The organism is Exiguobacterium alkaliphilum (assembly GCF_018138125.1).
Classification (GTDB): Bacteria; Bacillota; Bacilli; order Exiguobacteriales; family Exiguobacteriaceae; genus Exiguobacterium; species Exiguobacterium alkaliphilum.
The window spans coordinates 1,651,495-1,675,761 of record NZ_CP073101.1; the positions used below are offsets into that span (position 1 = coordinate 1,651,495).

25 protein-coding genes are annotated in these 24,267 nt (G+C 54.6%); 13 read left to right on the forward strand and 12 right to left on the reverse strand.

Translation table 11 applies throughout. The features are described from left to right. Positions 1–21: 21 nt before the first annotated feature. The 3 genes from KB235_RS08510 to KB235_RS08520 are packed head-to-tail and all read left to right on the forward strand — an operon-like array spanning position 22 to position 2,185. The gene (locus tag KB235_RS08510) at positions 22–792 is read left to right on the forward strand and encodes a DeoR/GlpR family DNA-binding transcription regulator (protein WP_034805457.1); all 771 of its coding nucleotides are present in this window, start codon (positions 22–24) and stop codon (positions 790–792) included. Positions 793–808: 16 nt separating this feature from the next. Then, the gene (locus tag KB235_RS08515; RefSeq protein ID WP_034818258.1) at positions 809–1,471 is read left to right on the forward strand and encodes a copper homeostasis protein CutC; all 663 of its coding nucleotides are present in this window, start codon (positions 809–811) and stop codon (positions 1,469–1,471) included. A 60-nt stretch (positions 1,472–1,531) separates the two neighbouring features. Further along, a complete protein-coding gene (locus KB235_RS08520) occupies positions 1,532–2,185 on the forward strand; it encodes a DUF975 family protein (protein WP_211779378.1) in 654 nt (217 codons plus the stop codon). 21 nt (positions 2,186–2,206) lie between these two features. Here KB235_RS08520 and KB235_RS08525 read toward each other — a convergent pair whose 3' ends face one another. Genes KB235_RS08525 through KB235_RS08535 form a run of 3 tightly spaced genes read right to left on the reverse strand, consistent with a single transcriptional unit; the run spans position 2,207 to position 5,088 of the window. After that, on the reverse strand, positions 2,207–2,440 hold the full coding sequence (locus KB235_RS08525) for a DUF2188 domain-containing protein (protein WP_211779379.1): 234 nt from the start codon (positions 2,438–2,440) through the stop codon (positions 2,207–2,209). Positions 2,441–2,485: 45 nt separating this feature from the next. After that, positions 2,486–3,358, reverse strand: coding sequence for an NAD(P)-dependent oxidoreductase (locus tag KB235_RS08530; RefSeq protein ID WP_211779380.1), 873 nt, complete (start codon positions 3,356–3,358; stop codon positions 2,486–2,488). Beyond that, the gene (locus KB235_RS08535) at positions 3,355–5,088 is read right to left on the reverse strand and encodes an ABC transporter ATP-binding protein (protein ID WP_211779381.1); all 1,734 of its coding nucleotides are present in this window, start codon (positions 5,086–5,088) and stop codon (positions 3,355–3,357) included. Before KB235_RS08535 ends, KB235_RS08530 begins: the two co-directional genes overlap by 4 nt. 104 nt (positions 5,089–5,192) lie before the next feature. Between KB235_RS08535 and KB235_RS08540 the strand changes: the two genes are divergently transcribed. The 6 genes from KB235_RS08540 (at position 5,193) to KB235_RS08565 (ending at position 12,434) form a co-directional block, all read left to right on the forward strand. Continuing rightward, a complete protein-coding gene (locus KB235_RS08540; RefSeq protein WP_211779382.1) occupies positions 5,193–6,299 on the forward strand; it encodes an exonuclease SbcCD subunit D in 1,107 nt (368 codons plus the stop codon). Continuing rightward, a complete protein-coding gene (locus KB235_RS08545) occupies positions 6,296–9,307 on the forward strand; it encodes an AAA family ATPase (protein WP_211779383.1) in 3,012 nt (1,003 codons plus the stop codon). Before KB235_RS08540 ends, KB235_RS08545 begins: the two co-directional genes overlap by 4 nt. 6 nt (positions 9,308–9,313) lie before the next feature. Beyond that, positions 9,314–10,105: an AAC(3) family N-acetyltransferase gene (locus KB235_RS08550; RefSeq protein ID WP_246514150.1), complete on the forward strand. Its 792-nt coding sequence runs from the start codon at positions 9,314–9,316 to the stop codon at positions 10,103–10,105. A gap of 20 nt (positions 10,106–10,125) precedes the next feature. Continuing rightward, positions 10,126–11,013 carry an alpha/beta hydrolase gene (locus KB235_RS08555; protein WP_034818268.1) on the forward strand — a complete coding sequence of 296 codons (888 nt, stop codon included), beginning with the start codon at positions 10,126–10,128 and terminating at the stop codon, positions 11,011–11,013. 81 nt (positions 11,014–11,094) lie between these two features. Beyond that, positions 11,095–11,505 (forward strand): WapI family immunity protein, encoded by a 411-nt coding sequence (locus tag KB235_RS08560; protein WP_211779384.1) that lies wholly within the window; start codon positions 11,095–11,097, stop codon positions 11,503–11,505. Positions 11,506–11,579: 74 nt separating this feature from the next. Then, entirely contained in the window at positions 11,580–12,434 is an 855-nt protein-coding gene (locus KB235_RS08565; RefSeq protein ID WP_246514152.1) for a sulfite exporter TauE/SafE family protein, read from the forward strand. Between the two features lie 28 nt (positions 12,435–12,462). On the opposite strand, the gene KB235_RS08570 is transcribed toward KB235_RS08565, so the two are convergent. From KB235_RS08570 to KB235_RS08600, 7 genes are all read right to left on the reverse strand, one after another. Continuing rightward, the gene (locus tag KB235_RS08570; protein WP_034808114.1) at positions 12,463–12,654 is read right to left on the reverse strand and encodes a hypothetical protein; all 192 of its coding nucleotides are present in this window, start codon (positions 12,652–12,654) and stop codon (positions 12,463–12,465) included. A 64-nt stretch (positions 12,655–12,718) separates the two neighbouring features. After that, positions 12,719–13,249: a biotin transporter BioY gene (locus tag KB235_RS08575; RefSeq protein ID WP_034818272.1), complete on the reverse strand. Its 531-nt coding sequence runs from the start codon at positions 13,247–13,249 to the stop codon at positions 12,719–12,721. 109 nt (positions 13,250–13,358) lie between these two features. Further along, entirely contained in the window at positions 13,359–14,741 is a 1,383-nt protein-coding gene (gene argH, locus KB235_RS08580) for an argininosuccinate lyase (protein WP_211779385.1), read from the reverse strand. Next, on the reverse strand, positions 14,734–15,948 hold the full coding sequence (locus tag KB235_RS08585; RefSeq protein WP_211779386.1) for an argininosuccinate synthase: 1,215 nt from the start codon (positions 15,946–15,948) through the stop codon (positions 14,734–14,736). The genes argH and KB235_RS08585 overlap by 8 nt, the downstream gene beginning before the upstream one ends. Before the next feature lie 127 nt (positions 15,949–16,075). Further along, positions 16,076–17,269, reverse strand: a complete 1,194-nt coding sequence (locus KB235_RS08590) for a CapA family protein (RefSeq protein WP_081852739.1) — start codon at positions 17,267–17,269, stop codon at positions 16,076–16,078. An 87-nt stretch (positions 17,270–17,356) separates the two neighbouring features. Then, a complete protein-coding gene (putP, locus tag KB235_RS08595; protein WP_211779387.1) occupies positions 17,357–18,844 on the reverse strand; it encodes a sodium/proline symporter PutP in 1,488 nt (495 codons plus the stop codon). A gap of 129 nt (positions 18,845–18,973) precedes the next feature. Beyond that, positions 18,974–19,531 carry a DNA-3-methyladenine glycosylase I gene (locus KB235_RS08600; RefSeq protein ID WP_211779388.1) on the reverse strand — a complete coding sequence of 186 codons (558 nt, stop codon included), beginning with the start codon at positions 19,529–19,531 and terminating at the stop codon, positions 18,974–18,976. A gap of 99 nt (positions 19,532–19,630) precedes the next feature. On the opposite strand from KB235_RS08600, the gene KB235_RS08605 reads away from it, so the two are divergent. After that, a complete protein-coding gene (locus KB235_RS08605; RefSeq protein ID WP_034814898.1) occupies positions 19,631–20,260 on the forward strand; it encodes a DedA family protein in 630 nt (209 codons plus the stop codon). Positions 20,261–20,304: 44 nt separating this feature from the next. Here KB235_RS08605 and KB235_RS08610 read toward each other — a convergent pair whose 3' ends face one another. After that, positions 20,305–21,477 (reverse strand): cation:proton antiporter, encoded by a 1,173-nt coding sequence (locus KB235_RS08610; protein ID WP_211779389.1) that lies wholly within the window; start codon positions 21,475–21,477, stop codon positions 20,305–20,307. A 37-nt stretch (positions 21,478–21,514) separates the two neighbouring features. Then, the gene (locus KB235_RS08615; protein WP_034814902.1) at positions 21,515–21,934 is read right to left on the reverse strand and encodes a GNAT family N-acetyltransferase; all 420 of its coding nucleotides are present in this window, start codon (positions 21,932–21,934) and stop codon (positions 21,515–21,517) included. Between the two features lie 120 nt (positions 21,935–22,054). Between KB235_RS08615 and KB235_RS08620 the strand changes: the two genes are divergently transcribed. The 3 genes from KB235_RS08620 to KB235_RS08630 all read left to right on the forward strand — a co-directional run bounded on the left by KB235_RS08620 (position 22,055) and on the right by KB235_RS08630 (position 24,253). After that, positions 22,055–22,615 carry a glycerol-3-phosphate responsive antiterminator gene (locus KB235_RS08620; protein ID WP_034814903.1) on the forward strand — a complete coding sequence of 187 codons (561 nt, stop codon included), beginning with the start codon at positions 22,055–22,057 and terminating at the stop codon, positions 22,613–22,615. A 37-nt stretch (positions 22,616–22,652) separates the two neighbouring features. Further along, on the forward strand, positions 22,653–23,357 hold the full coding sequence (locus KB235_RS08625) for an SDR family NAD(P)-dependent oxidoreductase (RefSeq protein ID WP_211779390.1): 705 nt from the start codon (positions 22,653–22,655) through the stop codon (positions 23,355–23,357). Positions 23,358–23,464: 107 nt separating this feature from the next. Further along, positions 23,465–24,253, forward strand: a complete 789-nt coding sequence (locus KB235_RS08630) for an HD domain-containing protein (protein WP_211779391.1) — start codon at positions 23,465–23,467, stop codon at positions 24,251–24,253. Positions 24,254–24,267 lie beyond the last annotated feature (14 nt).

Here is a 24,267-nt window from a genome sequence, read left to right on the forward strand (position 1 = left end):
TATTGCGGAGGAGGCAGGCTTGTGTCTTTAATAGGAGAAGAACGTAAACAAAAGATTGTCGAGTGGATTGAACGGGAAGGAAAAGTGAAGACGAGTGAATTGATTGAACGATTGAACGTCTCGGGGGAGTCGATTCGTCGTTATTTAGAGGAGCTCGAGAAAGAACATCGGATTAAACGCGTTTACGGCGGCGCCGTCTTGCATCAAAGCGTCTCGTTCCAACCGATGATGATTTCCAATATGGACGGGATTCGTCGCATCGCCTATACGGCGTTCCAACTTGTCGAAGATGACGCGCTCCTCTATATCGGTCACGGTGTCGCGCCCGAGCAAGTCGCGGCCCGGATGCGTGGACGGAATTTGACGATCGTCACGCCGTCGCTCATGGTCGCGAAAGCCCTGTTCGAACAGCGGGCGAAAGGTGTCTTCACGGGTGACGTCCAGCTCCTCGGCGGCACCATCGACCCGAAACATCTCGTCACGGTCGGTGAGCAAGTGTTACAACAGCTGAAGGCATACGTGTTCGATGCCGCCTTCCTGTCCGTCGAAGGGGTCGACCCTACGCTCGGGCTGACGTGCGACGCGTACGGGCTCGCTACGGTGTCACAAGCGGTCATGCAGCAGAGCCGTACGTGTTATTTGCTCGTTGACCATACCCAGTTCAATCAACAAAAGCGGTATCGGGTCTCGGACTTTTCAATGGTGACGACGATCATCTCCGACTTCCCGGAACCGACGGATTGGAAGCGCGACCTTGCAATCCACGAGGTCGATTGGCGCTTTGCCCCATAACAAAGGAGGAGTTTGAATGATTGAAGTCATCGTGACTACGTTAGAAGAAGCGAAACAAGCAGAACGTTTTGGAGCGGACCGGCTCGAGTTAATTGCCGATTTCCCTTCAGGCGGGACGACACCGAGCTTCGGGACGATTCGAAACGTGGTCGAGCATGTTTCGATCCCGGTCCATGTCATGATTCGTCCGCACGCGAACTCGTTCGTTTACAGCGAGGACGATGAGGAGACGTTGCTCGCGGACGTCGGGCTCTGTCGCGAACTCGGAGCTGCAGGAATCGTCTTCGGCGCATTGACGGCTGACGGTAGCCTCGATGAACGGATCCTTGGTGAAGTGATCAAGCATAAAGGGGACATGGCGCTCACGTTCCATCGCGCCATCGATGAGGTGAGAGATATACTCGCCGCCGTCGAGGTATTAAACGATTTTCCTGAAGTCGATCACGTCCTGACGTCCGGTGGAGCCGCGACGGCACGAGAAGGAATCGATTCGCTCAAGGCGATGCGTGAGACGGCCGAGATGAACATCTTACCCGGAGCCGGTATCGATGCGAATAATGTACGCGAACTGATGGAGACACTTGACGTCTCATTCGTCCACGTCGGGTCCGGGGTCCGGACTGACGGCGCGCTCGATGAGTCGAAGTTCCGACAGTTGCGCGAACAAATGAGGCAATGAAGCAGTCGTTAGACTGTTTTTTTGCTATAATGAAAAAAACGATATAATGTAGGTGACGTTATGCAGGCTTCCGTATATAAACAATTTGCTTTACGTATGCTCTCTGGAAATTGGGGCATCGCAATCTTTGCGGCCATCGCGACGATGCTCGTGCAAACGGTCGTCACGTCGCAACTCGACCTCTCGGCTGATGCGACGCCGGACGTTCTGTTCACATCGATTCTATTGTTGTACAGCTCGCTCGTCCTGCTCGCCCCGCTCGAATTGGGCCGGAACTGGATTTATCTCGACATCGCGAAAGAAGACAAACCGACGCTCGGCTTGCTATTCGATTCGTTCGGATCGCTCAGACAGTATGTGAAGGCCGTTGGTTATTACGCGGTGTTCTATCTTGGGTTGAATCTCCTCATGTTGCTCTTGATCGTACCGGGTGTGTGGTTTTATTTAACGTTTCGCATGGTGCCGTTCATTTTACGCGACCAGCCCGACCTATCCGTTCTCGCCGCCATGAAAGCGAGCAAGCGACTCATGGACGGTAAAAAGCTCGTCATGCTCAAGCTGCTCGCAAGTTTTATCGGCTGGTACGTGCTCGTCTTAGTGACAGGCGGGCTTGCCTTAATTTTCGTCCAACCTTATCTTGAGACAGCACTTGCAGGACTCTATTTAGAAATCAAGGCAGAAAAAGAGGCGGAGCACGTAAAAACAGTCAGCTGAGCATACTCAGCTGACTGTTTTTCATGTGTCATGACGATCTGATTTTTGTGGGTCAGGTGCCTCATCGAACGCTTTCCGCTCTTCGCTCGATGCTTCCGCGTGCCATTTTTTTGCTTGTTCGGTGGCAATCGGGATGGCTTTTTTAGGAGAATATCCTTGGGCGAGCAAGGCGTTGGCGATATCGATGGCTTTCTTTTTGACGAGCGGGTCAAAGTTCTTCAACGATTGCGGATAGTCCTTCATGTTCCATGGCATGGACATTCGCCTCCTTCACTCACTTAATTCCACGCATCCCTCATTTCAAACGTCTTGATGTAGATAGTACTCAATCAGCGCCTGTGTCCCGTTATCCCCATAGCCGTTCTCTTGAAGAATCGTATATAGCTTCGCGGCGAGCTCGAGGCTTGGCAGTTTCACGTTCAGCTGCTCGGCACTCGCTAAGGCGAGCCCCATGTCTTTGATGAAGTGTTTGATAAAGAACCCTGGCGAGTAATCCTCTTGAATCATCCGGGGGACGAGGTTCTCGAGCGTCCAGCTCCCGGCCGCGCCGCCACGGATCGTCTGACGCAACTGCTCGGCGTCGAGCCCGGCTTTTTTCGCGAACGCGAGCATCTCGGCGTTGCCCATCATGATGCCGGCGATGGCGATTTGGTTCGCGAGCTTGGCATATTGGCCGCTCCCGGCATAGCCCATCCGCTCGATCGCCTGACCCATCGCTTCAAACAAGGGACGCGCCTTCGTGAACGCGAACTCCCCACCGCCGACGAGGATGGACAGCGTCCCGTTTTTCGCACCGACGTCACCGCCCGTGACCGGGGCATCGAGCGGGAGCAAGCTCCGGTCGATGGCCGCCTCGGCGATGCGTTCGGCGAGGATTGGGGAAGACGTCGTCATGTCGATGACGAGCGTACCCGGTTCAGCCGATTGAAGAATCATCCCTTCGCCGAAATAAACTTCCTCGACGTCGGACGGATAGCCGACAATCGTGATGACGGCATCGGCCCCGGCGCAGACGTCAGCGACGGTGTCGCACCACGTGACGCCCGTCTCGAGTAAAGCGATTGCTTTCTCTTTTGTCCGTGTATGGGCCTGGACGTGGAATCCCGCTTTCATCAAGTTCCTGACCATCGCTTGTCCCATGACCCCGAGTCCGATAAATCCGATTGTCTTCATACTGATTGACCTCCTAATTGTTGTTGCGTGACAAGTTTTTCATAAAGTGCGTTATCTCGTAACAGTTGTTGATGCGTGCCACGACCACTAATCGCACCGTTCTCGAGAACGATAATCTGTTCGGCGTGTTGTACCGTCGACAGACGGTGGGCGATGACGAGCGTCGTCCGGCCGCGCATGAGCCGGTCGAGCGCCTCTTGGACGAGCCGTTCCGACTCGGAATCAAGGCTTGACGTGGCTTCGTCGAGAAGCAAGATTTGCGGATCGCGTAGAAGCGCTCGGGCGATGGCAAGTCGCTGACGCTGCCCACCGGACAACCGGACCCCACGCTCCCCAATCTCGGTATCGAGCCCGTCTGTCATCGCCTCGATGAAGAGACGGGCGTTCGCCATCTCACACGCCTGTAAAATCTCTTCCTCGGAGGCGTCTCGTTTCAATCCGTACAAGATATTGTCACGGACCGTGCCCGATAGGACAGGCGAGTCTTGCGCGACGTAGCCGATGATTTGGCGCCAATCGTTCCGGCCATATGTTTGAATGTCTCGACTGCCGTAAGTGATTCGCCCTGACGTCGGCAGATAGAATTGTTCGACGAGCGCGAAGAGCGTCGTCTTGCCGGCTCCGCTCGGTCCAACGATCGCTGTCGTCGCCCCGAACGGAACGGTCATCGACAGCTGTTTGATGATGGGTGTCTCACCATATTGGAACGTCACATCCTCAAAGGCGAGTGACGCCTGTTGAATCGATTCCGCCCTGTCCGTATAAGGTTCTGCTTCCACGAGAAGCAGTTCTGAAATCCGTTCGGTCGCACCGCGCGCCTTTTGGAGACGCGTCAAAAACTCCGACATCGTGATAAGCGGCGTGATGATTTGGAACAAGTAGAGCATGAACGCGAGGAGTGACCCCGTCGACAGGGCACCGGTCGAGACACGGTACGCCCCGAAGCCGAGGATGGCGATGAGCATCGCCGTCAGCGTCACGTTAAGTAGCGGGATTAACAGCGCTTGAATGCGTCCTTCTTTTACCCCGTAATTGAACAGGAGCTCAATCCGGCGTTTTCCTTCTGTCACTTCTTCCGGCTCCGTCGCTTGCGACTTCACGAGGCGAATCTCGCCGAGCAGTTCGGCGAAGAACCCGGACAAAGCACCGAGCTCGTGTTGTGTCTTTTTGGCGATGACGCGCAACTTTCGGCCGAGCGGGATGACGATGAGCAGTGTCGTCGGCACAGAGAACAGGATGACGAGCGTCATCTGCCAATCGAGCGTGAACAAGATGCCGACCGCCCCGATGATCGAGACGAGTGAGGTCAGCAGACGGACGCTCTGCTCGGACAACAGTTGTTGGAGCGTCGTCGTATCGTTATTGAGCCGCGAGACGAGCTCGCCCGACTTGATGCCGTCGTAAAACGGGATCGGCAACGCGACGAGCCGTTCCCATAACGTCGTCCGTAAGTTCGCGACGACGCGCTGACCGACAATATGTAACCAATAGATTGAAATCGCGCTCGAGATGACTTGGACCAAAAACGCCCCGATGAAGATGGTGACGAGCCGTGCATCGAGCAAGGCGACGCTCCAGTTGTCGACGACACGTTGCAAGATGAGCGGGATGGCAAGTGAGGCCATCGCTTGAACGAGCGAGATGAGGATTGCCCCGATGAATAACGCTTTCGGAGGCTTGGCGATTCGAAACAGTCGAACGAATGACCGCCATGTGGTCGTAGATTCCATCACACGACCCCCTTTCCATTTAACTTTCGCTGTTTCGAAATGAAGTGTCAAGACGTCGAACTGGATTACCGAATAATGATAGAATAGATACGAGGTGAAGTGACATGAAATGGATACATACGGCCGATTGGCATCTGGGCAAGATCGTCCACGGCCACCATATGACAGAAGACCAACGGATCGTCTTGTTCGATTCGTTTTTAACCATCGTCGATGAGGAGAAACCGGACGCGATCGTCGTCGCGGGAGATTTATACGACCGCGCCGTGCCGCCGGTCGAGGCCGTCGATTTGCTCGACGAGATGTGGAAAGCGCTCGTCTTAGAACGGAACATTCCCGTCCTCGCCATCGCCGGCAATCACGATTCGGCAGAGCGCTTGCAGTACAGCTCGAAACTGTTGACGAAAGTCGGGCTCCATATCGTCGGGAAGCTTGAGCCGGACGCAGGACCGCTTGAAATCGGCGGTGTCCCGTTTTATTTGATGCCGTTCCTCGAGCCGGCGCGGATTCGTTACGCTTTTCATGACGACTCCATTCGGACGCATCACGATGCGCTCGCCGCGGTCGTCGACGCTTACGGCGACATCGATAAACGAGCGGTCGCCGTCGGCCATAGCTTTGTCGCGGGCGGGCTCGAGACCGATTCTGAGCGTCAACTGTCCGTCGGGACGGCCGGACAAGTCGCGAAAGGCTTGTACGCCCCGTTCGGCTATACGGCACTCGGTCATTTGCATAACCGGGACGCGATTCAAGATGACCGGATCGCGTACAGCGGTTCGCTCATGAAATACTCGTTCTCCGAGGCGAACCATGTCAAATCGGTCGATATCATCGAGTGGGACGGGACGTGGACGCGCCGGCGTCGCCCGCTCGAGGCGCGACGGGATCTTCGCATCTTGACCGGGACGTTAGACGAGCTGCTCGCCCCGTCATTTTATCAAGACGAGGCTGTGGAGGATTATTTGAAGATTGTGTTGACGGATGAGCGCGCCTTGTTCGACCCGATGGCGAAGCTGCGCACGGTTTATCCGAACATTCTCCATCTCGAGCTCGAACTGTTGCGCCGTCAGGACGAGACGTCACGCGTCGAACGGGAGAAGCTCGACCGTCGTTCGATTGAGGACGTCTATCTCGACTTTTTCAAAGCTGTACATGGGAAAGACGCTGACGCACATGTCCGTGAACTGATCGAAGGGGGTGGTCTGAAATGAGACCTGTCAGCCTGACCATCACCGCATTCGGCCCTTACGCCGAGACGGAGACGATTGATTTCACGAAACTTGAAGGGCGTTCGATGTTCGTCATCAGCGGACGCACAGGTGCCGGCAAGACGACCATCTTTGACGCGATGACGTTCGCCCTATACGGCCGGGCGAGCGGGTCGCTTCGAAACGCGAGCGACTTTAGAAGTCAGTATGCGGAACCGGAGCGGAAGACCGAGATCGACTTCTCGTTCACGATTCGAGACGAGCGGTACCGCATCGTCCGTCAGCCGCAGCAACCGCATCCGAAGAACAAGACGCCGATTCCGCACGAGGCGGTGCTCTATGAATGGAACGACGCGTGGAAACCTGTCGCGACGAAAGTGAACGACGTCGAACAGACGATTGAGTCGCTCCTGCAGCTCAGTTATGAACAGTTCAGCCAAATCTTACTGCTTCCGCAAAATCAGTTCCGGCAACTGCTCGACTCGGATTCCGTCAAGAAACAACAGATTTTACAGTCGATCTTCAAGACGGAAGCGTATCGCGCGTTCCAAGAGGAATGGGTCGAACGACATGGGAAGTATCGAAAACAGGTCGAGTGGGCGATTGAGACGACGCGGTTAAAACTGTTAGAACTTGAAGACGAAGAGATCGAAACAGTTGCGATGCGGAACGTACCGGATATTGTCACGTGGCTTGAGGATAGGGAAGAACGTCTGTTACAAACGAAAGACACGGTGCAGCTAGAGAAGCGGGCGGCTGAGATCCGACTCGAGGAAGCACGGACGCATTTGAATGAGGCAACGGTACTACTCACGTTAATGGAAGAGCGGGATACGTACCGTAACGCGCTCAACACGTTCCGTGACGCAGAAAAGGATCGCGTGAGACGACGTGCCTTGATTGAGCGGCTCGAGAAAGTCGTGAACGTCCAACCGCACTATGAACGGTTCGAGACGCTTCGGCGCGATGCCGAGCGCATCAAAAAAGACCGCATCGAATCACAAAAGCGTGACGAGACGTATGCGGCACAGCTTGAGACGTTACATGAACAATCCGACAAGATGACGGAGCTCCGCCAAGAAGCCGAACGGGCGAACAACCGATTGACTGACATCGCTGAATTGCTACCATATGTCGAGGAATGGCAACGCGCGACAGAAAAGCGGACAGCGTTGAAGCGACAGGTCGAGCAACTCGGTGTGTTCACGGACGAGGCTCGCTTAGTTGAGCTACGTAACCTGGAACAGAAGCTCGCGAAACAGCTTGAAGACAAGCCTGCGACTGAACAACTCGTCGAAGCGGAGCGGCGCTACAGTCAGCTCGAGTATCACAGCCACCTCGTTGAAAAATGCGAGCGTGTCGCCAGCGAGCTCGCCGCTTGTGAGCGGAACGGGAAAGACGTGCAGCGTCAACATACAGCCCAAACCACGCTTGTCGAGCGTTTCGTCGAAGCCGAGCATGCGCTCATGGCGGACACGCTCCGGGACCGGCTCAAGGCGGGCGATCCGTGCCCGGTTTGCGGTTCACGTAGCCATGAACCTGTCGAACGTTCTGGTGGAGGGGCGAACGTGACCGAGCATCAATTAGCGATCGAAACGCTCCGGCGGCTCGACACCGCGCTCCATGAGGCACGCGCCGACTATCGGGCGCTCAAGCTCCAACTCGATGAACTCGTCAATGAGCGCGACACCGCTTCCGAAGCGTTACAATTCCACGGTCCGGCGAGCGAGGCGCTCAAACATCAAGCGTCTCTCGTCCAAACACTCCGGGGCGATGTCGAAGAGCGTAAGCGCCTCGAGGCGACGTATCGGACGACCACGCAGGCGGTCAGGAAACTTGAGACCGCCAAGCGAGAGCAGGCGGAGAAGCGGCAATCCTTATTCGAAGCGTTGCAATCGATTCAAGAAACGTTACAGACGATGCGACAAGTGGACGGCATGACACGCACCACGTTGACGACTGAACGCGACCAGCTGACGTTACGACTCCAAGCCGTTACGCGTGAGGTCGCGGAGTATGAGCGTCGACTTGAAGAGGTCAATCGTCTGAAGTGGGGGGAAGCCGAACGATTCCGATTGCTCACGGAACAGCTCGAATTCGAGGAACGCCGGTTAAACGAAGCGCGGGCGCAACTCGACGAGGCACTTCAGAAAATCGAGTTGACAGAAGAAGCATTCTTACAGGACCGGACGCTCGTCGACACGTTGCCGACGTTAAAAGAACGTCTCGCCAAAGAGCTCGAAGAGGCGGGGCGAATCGAACACGCCCTGCAAGCAGTGGAAGTGAAGATCGGGGCGCGGCCACGTCCTGAGGTCGAAGCGCTTAAAGAACGCGTCCGAGTGGCACAGGAGGAGAACGAGTCGCTCTCCGAACGTCTCGTCACCGCTGACGTCCACTTGAAACGTCACCGCCAGACGGTCCGCGAGTGGAATGCGCTTCGTGAACAAACGGATGCCGACGTCAGACGGCTTGAAACAATCAAGCTGATCGCCGATACGGGGCGCGGCGTGAACCCGCAGAAGCTGACGTTCGAGACGTACGTCCAGACGGCGTTCTTCGACCAAATCTTACATGCGGCCAATATCCATCTCGATCAAATGACGAGCGGACAGTTCCAACTTGAACGAAAAATCGAGACGGCAAAAGGAAATGCGAAGTCCGGCCTCGAATTATTAGTCTTTGACGCCTATACGGGCCAGTCGCGGCGTGTGCAAAACTTATCCGGCGGTGAAGGCTTTAAAGCTTCCTTGTCACTCGCCCTCGGCCTAGCTGAAGTCGTGCAGCAATTGAGCGGTGGCGTCAGCCTCGAGACGATGCTGATCGATGAAGGTTTCGGGACACTTGACGCCGAATCGCTCGACCAGGCGATCGAGTTGCTCATGTCGCTCCAATCGAGCGGTCGGCTCGTCGGGGTGATCAGCCACGTTCAAGAGTTGAAAGACCGCGTCGATGCCCGGATTGAAGTGAAGAAAACAAGGAGCGGGTCGACGATCCAGCTCGTCGTGGAGTGAGAGATGATGATGATGAGACATATGGAAACGAAATCGAGTTTAATCAGTCAGTTGCAAGCAGCCGGAATTCGACGAGGAGACGCGCTGTTCGTCCACACGTCCCTATCGAAGCTCGGTTGGGTATCGGGCGGAGCTCAGACAGTCATCGAAGCGTTGCAAGAGACCGTCGGACCGGAAGGGTTACTCATGATGGCGACCCAGACCGGGGACAACTCGGACCCTGCAGGCTGGGAGGCGCCGCCTGTGCCGGTCGAATGGTGGGAGACGATACGTGAGACGATGCCGCCCTACGACCCGGAAAAGACGGCGACGCGCGGAATGGGTCGTGTCCCCGAACTGTTCAGGTCGTACCCGAATGTGTATCGCAGCCAACACCCGATGTGGTCCGTCGCCGCTTGGGGAGACGACGCCGAGCAGGTCGTCTCCGGTCATACGCTCGAAGCGGGCTTTGGACCGGGCTCCCCGATTGAGAAGATGATTGAACGGAACGCAAAAATCCTTCATCTCGGTTCACCGCTCGATGCGACGACGCTCTGGCATTATGCCGAGTACGGGATTGACGGTCCGATGAAGCCGTTCGGTTGCGCGATGGTCGAGTCAGGGGAGCGGGTATGGAAGACGTTCGAGCATGTCGACGTCAACAGTGACCCGTTCGGTCCGATCGGTGAGAATATCGTCAAACGAAAAGACGTCAAGACGTTCACGATTCACGAGGCGACGTGCTACGTCATCCCGTCGGACACGTGGGAGCCCGTCCAACACGCGCTCGTCGCGTTGCGTAGCTGGCTATCTGACTAACAATGGAGAGGGGAAATCGGATGAACCGTTTTGTGAAGTATACAGGAATCGCGCTGGCCGTCATCGTGCTCGTCGCGTTCCTTGCTGTCGTGGGCATCTCGGCCCATATCGGCGACCAATTGACGTCACCCGTCCGCGAGACGTTGACGTTCACACCGAAAGCGCTCGACATCAAGTATGAGAACGTGACGATTCAAGCAGAGGATGGCAGCGACTTATACGGCTGGTGGATCCCGCACCCGACGCCACGGGCGACGATCGTGTTCGCCCACGGGTACGGGAAAAACCGGGAACAGTCGGATTTGCCATTGAAAGAACTGATCCCAGAGTTCCATAAACAAGGCTATCAGTTCTTGACGTTTGATTTTCGGGCGTCAGGCATCTCGGAAGGTGACCGCGTCACGGTCGGGGCGAAAGAACAGTCCGACTTACAAGCGGCCATCGCCTTCGCGAGGGAGCGGACTGATGGACCGATCGTCTTGTACGGCGTCTCGATGGGAGCGGCGACGGCGCTTGCGACGGCCGATGAGACAGCGGTCGCAGCCGTCATCGCCGACAGTCCGTTCAGTGACTTGCGTGCGTATCTCGAGACGAATTTGCCGGTGTGGAGCGATTTGCCGAACTTCCCGTTCACTCCGGTCATCATGACGGTGACGCCGTGGTTCACCGGACTTGATGCGGATCTTGTCAAACCGATTGACGACGTCGAAAACATCGATGCGCCGATTCTCTTGATTCATGGAAGAGGGGACGACGCCATCCCAGTGTCAGAGAGCGAACGGTTGGCCGAACGAAACGACCAAATCGAGTTATGGGTGACCGATAATGACGGTCATGTCGCCTCGCATAAAACGTTCCAAGCTGAATATCGGGAGCAACTGTTCGATTTTTTAGAGCGGGTGCTCTGAACGTGGAGTCTAGGGTAGCCTAGACTCTTTTCGTTCAGTCTGAAGTACCGTATAGGAATGGAAATCGATTGGAGTGATCAGATGGCGAAGATTCATCAAGCGGACGTGACGATTGAACTGTTCCCAAGAAAGTATTCAGAGAAAGGGGAAGACGTGTTCATCGCCTCCATGTTCACGATCGAGGTAGAACAGAGATTCATCTTCAATTTTTATGGATCATTGCTCCTCGAGTCAGAGTTTCAAGATTTATTGTCTGGTATGAGAGAATTGTTAGATGGCACGTCGGAGAAGTTTTTGCTCGATCCAATCGAACCATATTTCGTCTTAAGGATTGAACGGAAGGCGGACGATTTGTATAAATGGACGGTTTGGGCGAGGACCGGACCGAAGCGGGTGGATGCATTCTTCTTCCCGAGAGAGGCGGTGGAACGGTTTTATGGGCAGTTGGAGCAAGAGATGACGGAAATCTTGCCGCCACCGTTCTTGCCGTAATTCACATCAGAGACGCAGATAGCGTCTCTTTTTGTTATGATTAGTAACGAGAAGGAAAGAAAGAAGGGACCAAAATGGACATCATGGCAATACTCTCGTTTCTACTGCTTGGAGCGCTCATCGGGATTTTGAGCGGATTCTTCGGCATCGGGGGCGGGATTTTACTCACGCCGCTCCTGCTCGTCTTCGGCTACGAGGCGAGTGCAGCCATCGCGCTCAGTCTCATGCTCACGCTTGGGTCGACGACGGCGGGGACGATCTCCCATATCAAATTAAAAAACGTCAATCCGAAACACGCCCTCTTGATCGGTGCGTTCGGGGTCGTCGGGACGTGGGTGGCGACACCGCTCGTGTTTTATCTCGAGACGCTCGACGGGGCGAAACCCGTCATCTCGCTCGCCTATATCGCACTGTTGACGTATTTCGCGATCTCGTTTTTCCGTTCCAAACAACACGTCGAAGGGAGTGTCGGCTCCGAATCGGTTCCGCGGATCGGATTCATCGGACTGTTCGGCGGATTCATCTCGTCACTTATGGGTGTCAGCGGTGGCTTCGTGTTGACGCCACTTCAAGTCAAGTTACTCAACACCGAGATGAAACGGGCCGTCGGGACGAGTATCACGGCAGCGCTATTGATCGTCTTGTCCGGTGTCGTCAGTTATGCGATTGCCGGGGCTGATACGAACTATTGGCACGGCATTGCGCTCATCGCTGGCGCGATGATCGGCTCTCCGATTGGGGCGAAGCAATTGCAACGGTTCAGTTCGCAACTCGTGAAAAAAGCGCTCGGTGGCTTTTATGTCGCCGTCGCGCTCAGTGTGGCGTTGAACTTGCTCGGATTCAATGACATCTCGCTCGGGCTACTCGTCGTCCTCGCACTGACGTTCATCGTGGCGTTGTTCGTTCGTCCGACAACAGCAGCTAAGTAGAAGAAAAACCCCGTCAACCGACGGGGTTTTATCGTCTAGAAATATGGTCGATGTTTTCTTGAATCTCGCCGACCTTACTCTTCGCTTCGCGCAATCGTCGTTCGAACGCCTCGGTGTCACGTTTTGGTCGCCGCTCTTCTTTACCTCGACGTTGTCCTTCACTCGAGCGATGGAGATGGGTCGCTTTCATCAACCGCTTTTTAAACGATGAATCGCTCATAAGGACACCCCCTTCCATACTTATATGTTCCACCGTCGAAAGCGCGTGAAACGCGTCGATGTACTCAAGACGCAAGCGAACGTTGTACCTGCTTGTTGGCCGTCACCTTGACTGCAAGGAATGCGGCGAGCAGCGCTTTTAACGTATCCCCGATGATGAACGGGATATTCACGGTCAAGGCGTCTAGGAACGACAACCCGAGCATCACTTGCAACCCGAGGCTACCGAGTAGGTAGACGAGCCCGAGGCCGAAGACGAGGTTGTACGTCACGAGCGCCGGGAAGGACCGGTGTTGCTCAGAGAAGTAACCGATTAAATAGGCCGCAATCGGGAACGATAGTAAATAGCCGACCGTCGGACCGACGAACGGGGCGAGGCCGCCTGAGCCGCTCAACACCGGAAGGCCAATCATGCCGAGCAACAAATAGACGATGACGGCGAGGGATCCCTTCTTCGCACCGAGGATCGAGGCGACGGTCATGATGCCGAGCATTTGGAGCGTGATGGGCACTGGACCGATCGGGATGGCAATGGAACCGATGCTCGCGAGCAGCGCCGCCCCGATGGCGATTTGCGTGATATCTTTGATTTTCATATGTAAACCCCTTTTCTGTTAACGTTGACCAAAACTAGGTTAACATTATTTGAGGAAGTGAACAAGCAAAAAATGAAGACCAGGTCATAAATGACGTGGTCTTCATCGATTAGGCGTGCGTCGGTAATTTTTGTTTCGCCTCGTCTAGCTGCGTTCGAACCGCATCGAAGCCGGTTCCGCCGTAGCTGTTTCGGCGTGCGACGGCCGTCACAGGGGACAACGCGTCATATAAGTCCTCGGTGATCAACGCGCTATGGGCTTGATACGTCTCGAGCGGAAGCTCTGACAAGTAGAGCCGCTCTTCAATGCAGTGACGGACGAGCGTGCCTGTCACTTCGTGCGCTTCCCGGAACGGCATCCCTTTCGCCGACAAATAATCAGCGAGCTCGGTCGCGTTCGAGAAGTCGCGCTCGGTCGCTCGTTTCATCGTGTCCGCGTGGAACGTCATGTCTTGAATCATCCCGGCCATGATGCTGAGGCTGCCTTGGACCGTCTTGACGGTATCGAACATGCCTTCTTTGTCTTCTTGCAAGTCTTTGTTGTAGGCGAGAGGAAGACCTTTCATAATCGTCAACAGCCCGATTAAATTCCCAACGACCCGACCAGATTTACCACGAACGAGTTCGGCCATGTCCGGGTTCTTCTTCTGCGGCATCATGCTCGAACCGGTCGAGAACACGTCTGAGATCGTGATGAATTTAAACTCTTCACTGCTCCATAAAATCAACTCTTCGCAAAAGCGTGACAAGTGCATCATGAGGAACGAGGCGTTCGACAAATATTCCAAGATGAAATCACGGTCGCTCACGGCGTCGAGGCTGTTCGGATAGACACGGCTAAAGCCGAGCAGTTCGGCTGAACGATGGCGATCGATGGGGAACGTCGTCCCGGCGAGCGCACCGGCCCCGAGCGGACTCATGTCGATTCGTTTCAAACTGTCAAGGAAGCGCTCCTTGTCGCGCTCGAGCATCCAAAAATATGCGAGCAAGTGGTGCGCGAGGGAGACCGGTTGGGCCCGTTGTAAATGTGTATAGCCTGGCATGACCGTCTCGATGTTTTGTGAGGCGTGTGAGACGAGTGCTGACTGCACCGACTCGATGCCCGCAATCGTCTCGATGACGCGGTTCTTCAAATAAAGATGCATGTCGGTCGCGACCTGGTCGTTTCGACTCCGGGCCGTATGCATCTTACCGGCGACGGGACCGATCTCTTCATGAAGCAGTGCCTCAAGGTTCATATGGATGTCTTCATGGAAGACGTTGAACGTCAACGCGTCCTGTTTCGCCTTTTTTGCGAGCGTATGGAGACCACCGACGATTTGATCGACTTCAGCCGAAGTCAAAATCCCTTGCTCCCCGAGCATCGTCACGTGGGCGATGCTCCCTTCGATGTCTTCGAGCACGAGCGCTTGGTCGAAGTGAATCGATGCCCCGAACTCGTCGACCCATTCGCTAGCCGTCTGTTCGAACCGACCGCCCCATAGTTTACTCATGCACCATCGTTCCTTTCTCAGCGAGCACTTCCGCTTGTACTTTCGTCGGCAGTCCCCATAACTTGATGAAGCCGACGGCAGCCTGTTGGTCGAACGTGTCGGCCGACGTGTAGGTCGCGAGTTCTTCGTCGTAAAGCGAGATTGGTGACTTCCGTCCATCGACGATCGCTTGCCCTTTGAAGAGCTTCATCCGTACCGTTCCGGTCACCGTCTGTTGCGTCTCGTCGATGAAGGCGAGGAGCGCCTTCGTGAGCGGCGAGAACCAAAGGCCGTTGTAAATCGTCTCGGTCAATTTCTGCTCGACAATCGGTTTGAAATGGGCAACTTCACGGACGAGCGTCAACGCCTCGAGTGCTTGGTGGGCGGTGATGAGCGTCATCGCACCAGGTGCCTCATATACTTCCCGTGACTTGATCCCGACGACACGGTTCTCGATGTGGTCAATCTTCCCGATACCGTGGGCACCGGCGACGATGTTTAACTCTTCTAGAATCGATGTGAACGAGGCCGCTTTGCCGTCGATGGCGACCGGGACCCCTTGCTTGAATTCGATTTCGACGAATGTCGGTTCGTTCGGCGTGTCTTCAAGTTGAGCCGTCAGTTCGTATGCGCTCGCCGGAGGAGCCGCCCAAGGGTCTTCGAGGATGCCGCACTCGACGGCACGTCCCCAAATGTTTTGGTCAATCGAGAACGGTTCTTCTTGCACGATCGGAATCGGGATACCATGCTCTGCCGCATAGGCAATCTCTTCTTCACGTGACCATTTCCACTCCCGGACCGGAGCCATGATTTCAAGTGATGGGTCGAGCGCATGAATCGACACTTCGAACCGGACTTGGTCGTTCCCTTTCCCTGTGCAGCCGTGAGCGACGGCGACCGCACCTTCCGCTTGTGCCACCTCGACCAATTTTTTCGAGATGAGCGGGCGCGATAGGGCGGAGACGAGCGGGTAGACGCCCTCATACATCGTGTGGGCTTGCATCGAGTACCGAGCGAAGTCGTTCACGAATTCATCGACCGCGTCGATGACGACTGATTTGACCGCACCGACCTTTAGTGCTTTCTGTTGAATTTGATCCAAGTTTTTTCCTTCGCCGACGTTCAAGCAACAGGCGATGACATCATAACCTTGTTCATCTAACCATTTGATTGCGACTGATGTATCCAAACCACCAGAGTATGCGAGCACGAGTTTTTGTTTCATCATCTATACACCCCTTATACATAATTATTCATCTGTATTTATAAATATACGACTTACTTTAACGGATTCTCTCATGGAAAGCAACCCTTTTTCAACAAAAAAAGAATCACTTTGAAAAGTGACTCTTCTTTCATTGCATAATTTCAAGTTCAGGCATCCATTGCGAGACATGTTCACTCGTCGGTGTGAACAGTTCCGGCTTCGCCTGCTGTAGCGGCACGACTTCAAAATAGCCCGCGCTCGAGCGACGGGTGAACGTCGGATAAAACACCGGGTTGGCGAGTTCGAACGTCGTCTCGTCTTCGAGCGTCGTCTTGACGACTTCGATCCCGACGATGCCACCGGTATTCCGCTCATCGCCTTGTTGACCCGATAAGAAGTTACCGAGCGAGTAGGCGACGAACGTCCGATTGCCGTTCGCCCCGTCCACCCAGGCGACCGGTTGCAAAACGTGCGGGTGGTGACCGATGATGATGTCGACGCCGAGGTCGGCCAACTCTTGGACGAGCGTTTCTTGCGACGCGTTCGGGAGCGGCTCGTATTCGTTACCGAAATGGAGTGAGACGACGGTCAGGTCGGCCGCGTCTTCCGCTTTCTCGACGTCTCTGCGAATCAAGTCCAGATCGATGTAGTTGACATGATACGGCTGTTTCGGCACGACGCCGTTCGTCCCGTACGTATAGGCGAGGAAGGCGAACGAGATATCGTTCTCCGTCAGCGTCCGAATGTTCGCTTTGTCTTCTTCTGAGATGAATGAACCGGTATACGGCATCCCGATTGCGTTCCAATGGTCAATCGAGTTCTCGATCGCCCTCACGCCGCGGTCAAGCGTATGATTATTCGCCGTCGTGACGAGGTCGATCCCGGCTTGTTGTAACGCGTCTCCAATCTCGTACGGGCTGTTGAACGCCGGATAGCTCGACAGGCCGATCTCACTGCCCCCAATCATACTCTCTTGGTTGGCGATAGCGATATCCGCGCCTTGTAGAATCGGGGCGATGGCCTGAAGACCAGGGTTGAAGTCGAACCCATCATCGGTCGCGGCGGCGTTATACACCGAGTCATGTAACAAAATATCGCCAATCGCGTAGACGGAGGCGGTCGTAATGACCGGCTCCGGTTCGACCGGTGCAACGGGTTCTGGCGGTTGTTCGGTCTCGACCGGCGGCGTCTCGGCCTGGTCCCCGACGCTTGGTTCGACCTCGGCGGTGGCACAGCCGGCTAATAGAAGGATCGATAATGGAACGACGAGCCTCAAAGAAATAGGGGTCCGTTTCAACTGACAAGTCACGTCCTTTCGATAGGTTACACGAAGTGCAATCATTTATTTCTTCTTTTCGACGAGACTGTCATGAATTCCTCGTCACGACGTAAAAAAATGTACCAGGTGAAAAGCGCCTGGTACATCGCGTCATACTCGTTCTCGTTTTAAAATATGTTCCATTTCCTCGAATTCGTTCTTGATCGTCTGACTCGGCGGTGGCGTCATCAGGCTGACGACGTAAATCGCGAGCGCCGACAAGAAGAACGCCGGAATCATTTCGTATAGCTCACCGATGGTCCCGAACCAACCGGCGGCGAAATTCTTCCAGACGATGACGATGATGGCGCCGGTCAACATACCGGCGAGAGCACCTTGACGCGTCGTCCGTTTCCAGAACAAACTGAACAAGATGAGCGGACCGAACGAGGAGCCGAAGCCGGCCCACGCGTATCCGACGAGGTTGAGAATCGTATCGTCTGCACCGAGGGCGAGCCAAATCGAGACGGCCGAGACGAGGATGACCGTGATGCGTCCGACCATGACGAGCTCGCGATCACCGGCATCTTTACGGAAAAACTTTTGATAGAAGTCCGTCGTCGCTGCACTCGATGACACGAGGAGCTGTGACGAGATGGTCGACATGATGGCCGCAAGGAGGGCCGCTAAGAGCACGCCGGTAATCAAGTCGACGAACAATAAGTCAGACAAGTTAATGAAGATGTTCTCCGGGTTGTCGATGTCTAACCCTTGTTGCGTGTAGTAGGCGAGTCCGAACAATCCGGTCGCCATCGCCCCGACGACGGTGAACACCATCCAAGAGATACCGATGCGGCGTGCCGTTTTAATATCTTTCAACTTTTCAATCGCCATAAAGCGGACGATGATGTGCGGCTGCCCGAAGTAGCCGAGACCCCATGCGAACAATGAGACGATTCCAATCAACGATTGCCCTGTCCATGGATCGAGGAGTGCCGGATCGATGTCGCCGATCGTCTGGAACGCGTTCGAGACGCCGTCCGTTGCCGTGATGGCGATCGCCGGGACGAAGATGAGGGCGAACAACATGATGAGTCCTTGGACAAAGTCGGTCCAACTGACGGCCAAAAAGCCGCCGATGAACGTATAAATGATAATGATGGAAGCCAAAATCAAGACGCCCGTGACGAACTCGATGCCAAACACGGCGTTGAACAACCGTCCGCCGGCGACGAACCCGCTCGTCGCATACAGCGTGAAGAAGATTAGGGTGACCGCGGCCGAGAACGTACGGAGCGTTCCTCGTGTATCTTTGAACCGTTTTTCAAAGTAGTCTGGAATCGTAATCGCATCTTCAGACAAATACGAATACGTCCGCAGACGCGGGGCGACGAGCAGCCAGTTCAAGTATGCACCAATCGTCAACCCGATGACGATCCATCCACTTGAAAGTCCTGTCGCGAACATTGCACCAGGCAGCCCCATTAAGAGCCAGCCGCTCATATCCGAGGCGCCGGCCGATAAAGCTGCCACACCCGGACCGAGCGCCCGCCCGCCGAGCATGTAATCACCGATACTGCTCGTCCGGCGATAGGCGACGATGCCGAGAAGCACCATGAGCGCCATGTAAATCGTGATTGAAATCAAAATACCGTTCATTCTCTTTCCCCCTACCGTTCATGAATTGAAAACGCTTACAAACTATATATATCATGTCTTGACAAAATTTTGTCACAAAAATGAATAGGTTGCACGTCTTACTTTCATGATTGACCAAAAAATAAAAAACTATTTGGCCGGGCATGTCGAGAGATGGTCGTTGACGAGACCGGTCGCCTGCAGATGGGCATAGACGGTCGTCGGACCGAGAAACTTGAATCCCCGACGCTTCAAGTCTTTACTGAGACGCTCGGACAGTTCGGTCACGGCGGGAATCTCCTCGACAGAACGCCATTCATTGCGGACCACTTGATGATCGACGAACGACCAAATATACGCATCGAACGAACCGAACTCGGATTGGACTTCGAGGAAACGTTTGGCGTTATTGATGGACGCCTCGATTTTACGCCGGTTTTTGACGATGCCCGTGTCTCGCATCAAGCGTTCGACATCGTCTGCCGTGAAGGCGGCGACACGGTTAACGTCGAAATCGGAATAGGCCGAGCGGTACTGCTCACGTTTTCGTAAAATCGTCAGCCAGCTCAAGCCGGCCTGCGCGCTCTCGAGCGTCAAGCATTCGAAATGCTTCTGGTCATCGTGCACCGGTTTCCCCCATTCTTCATCATGATAGCGGACGTAGAGCGGGTCGGTCCCGCACCACGGACAACGCATGGCTTCATTCATTCGTCTCAGTCCTTCCAACGTTTACCTATAGTGTAACACGTTGAACCGGTTTTCGAATGCGACGGCGGGGTATAATAGCGAAGAGTGGAGGGTGATCAAATGCGTGATTGGATGATTGGGATCATCGAACAGTTCGGATATGTCGGCATCGCGTTCATGATCTTTATCGAGAACGTGTTCCCGCCGATCCCGTCAGAAGTCGTGCTCTTGTTCGGCGGTTTCTTCGCCGTAAAGACCGACTTGATGATTTGGCTCGTGATCGTCGCGGCCACGGTCGGGGCGATCGCCGGGGCCGTCTTGTTATATGGCATCGGTTTATATTTGGATGTCGAACAGATTGAGAAGTGGACGAAAAAGTATGGGAAGTGGATTCGGCTCGATCTCGACGACGTGCATAAGGCGGATGCCTGGTTCGACCGGTATGGGGGATGGATGGTCTTTTTCGGTCGGCTCATGCCTGTCGTCCGTAGCTTGATCTCGCTCCCGGCCGGCATGTCGAACATGCCGTTCGTCAAGTTTTTACTGCTCAGCACGGCCGGGACGCTCATCTGGAACTCGATTTTAATCTTTATCGGGATTCGGGTCGGGGAGAACTGGGAATCGATACTCCGTTACCTTGACGTTTACTCATACGCCATCTATGCGTTGCTCGCTGTCGGCCTGATTCTGTACTTCATCTGGCGGAAGCGCCGAAAACAAAAGAAATCGAAACAAGCCTCTTCGTTTTGAAAACAAAAAAACGGCTAGACCGGGTGCTCCGAAGAGCGTACGGTCTAGTCGTCTTTCTTTTGATTCGGTCTCATCTTTTCAATCGTCTGTTCGGTCTTCTCCGCTAACCGTTCCGAGAAACGGAACAAGACGATTCCGATGATGGCCGAGACAAAGATATAGAGACCGACGAACAGGTTGATGGCACCGTTCGATAGTGCCGTGAACAAAATCGAGAACTCCCCGCGCGGAGCGAGCGAGAAGCCAGCCTCGTTCGCTTGGACGCGGCTCAGTCCGTACATCCGCCCACCGATCCGTCCGACGATCCACTTCGACAACACGCCCCAGACGATCAACACGAAAAACAGCGCGTTGATGATGACCCCTTGTTCGAGGTTGATGGAAATCCCGAACGAGATGAAGAAGATCGGTAGGAACAAATCGCGAACCGGCACCGTCAAACGCTTCAACGGACGGATATCGTGGATGCCGGCGAGCATGATGCCGGCGATGAATGCCCCGAGAATCTCGGATAGGCCGAACACCATCCCGATCCCTGCGAAAAAGAGAATCAATCCGATTAATCCGATGCTCGCGTCGTCTTGACGGAGCAGATGTTTGACCGTCCGTGGATGGCGCGTCACGAACTTGATGCCGAGGAACAAAAGAACACCGAAAACGAGGAAACCGACGAACACTTTTCCGACGTCGCTGAACGCAATCGGCTCATCTTGAATGATGAACGGTGCAATCGTCAAGAGGAGCGGGGCAAAGATATCCTCAAAGATGAGTAGCGCAAGCACGAACTCTTTAATATTTTCATGCTTATGCTGATGGCGCTCGAGTAGCCGTGCGGATATCGACGAACTCGTCGCATACAACACCGCGCCAATCAAGAACGCTTGTGGGACGTCAAGACCGAACACAAGCGCAATCAACATCGAGACACCGAAGGCGAGACCGATATCGAGGACACCGGCCTTCCATACTTGCCGCATCCGCTTTGTCAGCTCGTTAATGGGAAACTTGAGGCCGAGCAAGAAAAACAACAAGACGATGCCGATCTCACCCGCAATTTTGAACACTTCGTTACCGTCCCAAAAGAAACCGACGATGACGCCGATTCCGATGAACGCAAGAATGCTTGGAAAGAATAAACGCTCAATCAAAAGGCTGACGATGGAAATGAGGGCGAGTGCCGCGCCAAGGAAGATAATGATGTTGATGTCAAGATTCATGCGCCACCTCCTTCACGGGTGAACAGTGGAATCCGGTTCACTCTTTCGGCCATTGATACTCCATCCCGACGGATTCAGGACGCGAGTAATCAAAACCGAAATGCCGATACAGCCCATCGGCTGGGATGTCCGCAATCAGGCTGATGATTGCCGTCTCGTCCGCTTCTCGCAAAATCCATTCCATCAGATGTTCCATGATGAGCTTACCGAGCCCGAGCCCTTGGCAGTCCGGGTCGACGACGATATCGACGAGGTGGAACACCATCCCCCCATCACCGACGACACGCCCCATGCCGACCATCTCATCGTTCAAATATAGGCAGACGCCGAACAGCGTATGGGCGAGCCCTTTCTCGGTCGCCTTGTCCGACCGTTTCGGCATGCCGGCTTTGACGCGTAAGCGCTGATGTTCTTTCGGAGACGGCGTCTCATGCTTCACGTTGACTTCATTGACCATGTTTAAATCCCCTTCCACACTAGATGAAATTATTTTCCCGATATATTGACTCGATAAACCTTGATTTGTGAAGGACAACTTCTCCATAATGAGACCGTATGAAAGCAAAGGAGGGGGACTATGCTAGAGAAACAATCTATTCTACCGGCGATCCGTGACATGCGGGATTTAGAAGTGTTTTTGGCGAGCGATTTCGTCGTCGGGGTGTTGCTTGAAATCCATATCGCGAGACTCGATGCCGTCTTTCGACTCTTGTCCGAGCATGGGAAGAACGTGTTCATCCATTTGGATTTGATTCAAGGGATGAAAGCGGATGAGTATGCGACCGAGTTCGTCTGCCAGACATATCGTCCGTACGGGATCATCTCGACGAAAGGGAGCGTCATTTTGAAGGCGAAACAAAAGCAAGTGAAGACGGTGCAGCGACTGTTTCTCATCGATTCGAGCTCGCTCGAGCGAAGCTATCGGATGATTGAACGCACTCGGCCGGATTATATCGAAGTGCTGCCAGGGCTCGTCCCGAAATATATTCGTGAGGTGAAGGCGCGTACCGGCATCCCGGTGTTCGCCGGAGGCTTGATATCGACCGTAGATGAAGTCGAGGCGGCGCTTTTGGCGGGCGCATCGGTCATCACGACGTCGAATCGCACGCTTTGGGATGGACGCTACGTCTCAAAATGAGCATGGCGGGTATAGACAGAGGAAGGAGGGGACCAATATGCAAGAAACGATGATCATTACGGGAATCAGCCAAGGGATTGGAAACGTCTTGGCGCGTTCGTTTTCAAAGGCGTATCGCGTCATCGGTCTCGATGTGGGGGATGACCCGCAACTGAGTGGTGTGACGTTCATGCAAGTGGATTTGGGGGATCACGAGGCGGTGGCCGAGACGTTCGCGGCGATTGGCGAACAGTTCGGACCGGCCCATGTCCTCATCAACAACGGTGGGGTGTCCTCGCTTGAGACTCCGATGACCGAGCTCGACGTCAAGACGTTCAAACACGTGATCGATGTCAACCTCGTCGGGACGTTCGCCTGCGCCAAAGCCTTTTTGACGCTGAACGAGAACGCGGCATACGGCCGTATCGTAAACGTCGCCTCGACACGGGCACTCCAGAACGAACCGGATTGGGAAGCGTATGGCGCATCGAAAGGGGGCATCGTCGCGCTAACGCATTCAATGGCCGTCTCGCTCGCGGGACGGCCCGTCACGGTGAATGCGATTAGTCCCGGGTGGATTCACACGTCGGACGAGGCGCTACGTGATATCGACCATCGCCAGCATCCGTCTGGGCGGGTCGGGACACCGACCGATATCGTCCGAGCCGTCACCTATTTGATTGACCGTGACAACGATTTCGTGAACGGGCACAACTTGATCGTCGACGGGGGCATGACGAAAAAGATGATTTATGAACCTTGATGTATTAGGACTATTACCCTAACTTTTAAAGCGCTGCATGCGTGAATATACCTAACGACGGGTATGTTACGGATGAAGCGCTTTTTCTAATACGAGGAGGGGTCCCGATGCATCGATTGGTTGAGGAGGCACTCAAATTCGCGGCCGCGCGACATGACGGTCAATTTCGTAAAGGATCACGTATCCCATATGTGACACATCCGGTCGCGGTGGCGATGATCTTGACCGAAGACCACCAACCGGTACCGGTCGTCGCGGCAGCGTTACTGCATGATGTGCTCGAAGACACGTTCACGACGAAAGATGAGCTCCATGAACAGTTTGGACCGGAAGTCGCACGGCTTGTCGAAGCCGTCTCTGAGCCGGATAAGAGCCTGCCTTGGGAGCAGCGGAAGCAGGCGATGCTCGAACGTATCCCTTCGCTCGAGTACGATGAGATCGCCTTACTCGTGGCGGACAAGTTACATAACCTCCGCTCGATTCGGCTCGATATCGATGTAGTCGGAAAAGGGGTTTGGTCGCGGTTTCGCCGGCCGCTACGTGACCAGTCATGGTACTATCATGAACTGTTAGAGGCGCTCCGACCGTTCCAATCGACGTCAGGACTCATCGAAGTGTACGAACAAGAGTTGAATCGTTTGTTTTACGGGACAGAAACGGAGCGCGTGCTTAAACTTCAAAAATTGTCTACCGTCGTCACGAACGGCTTCCAAGAAGAGGATTGGGTGCAAGAGGCTCCGACGCTCTATCAGACCGCTTTCGAGTTGGACGAGACGATGAGCGTTACTGAACGAAGTGACAGAAGTGGCGGTGATGACTCCATTTTGAAAGGGTTGACCGAGCTCTCGTATCGGACGGCATTGACGAGCGAAGACATCGTGAGATTGACGAAGTGAAACGATTGTCATCC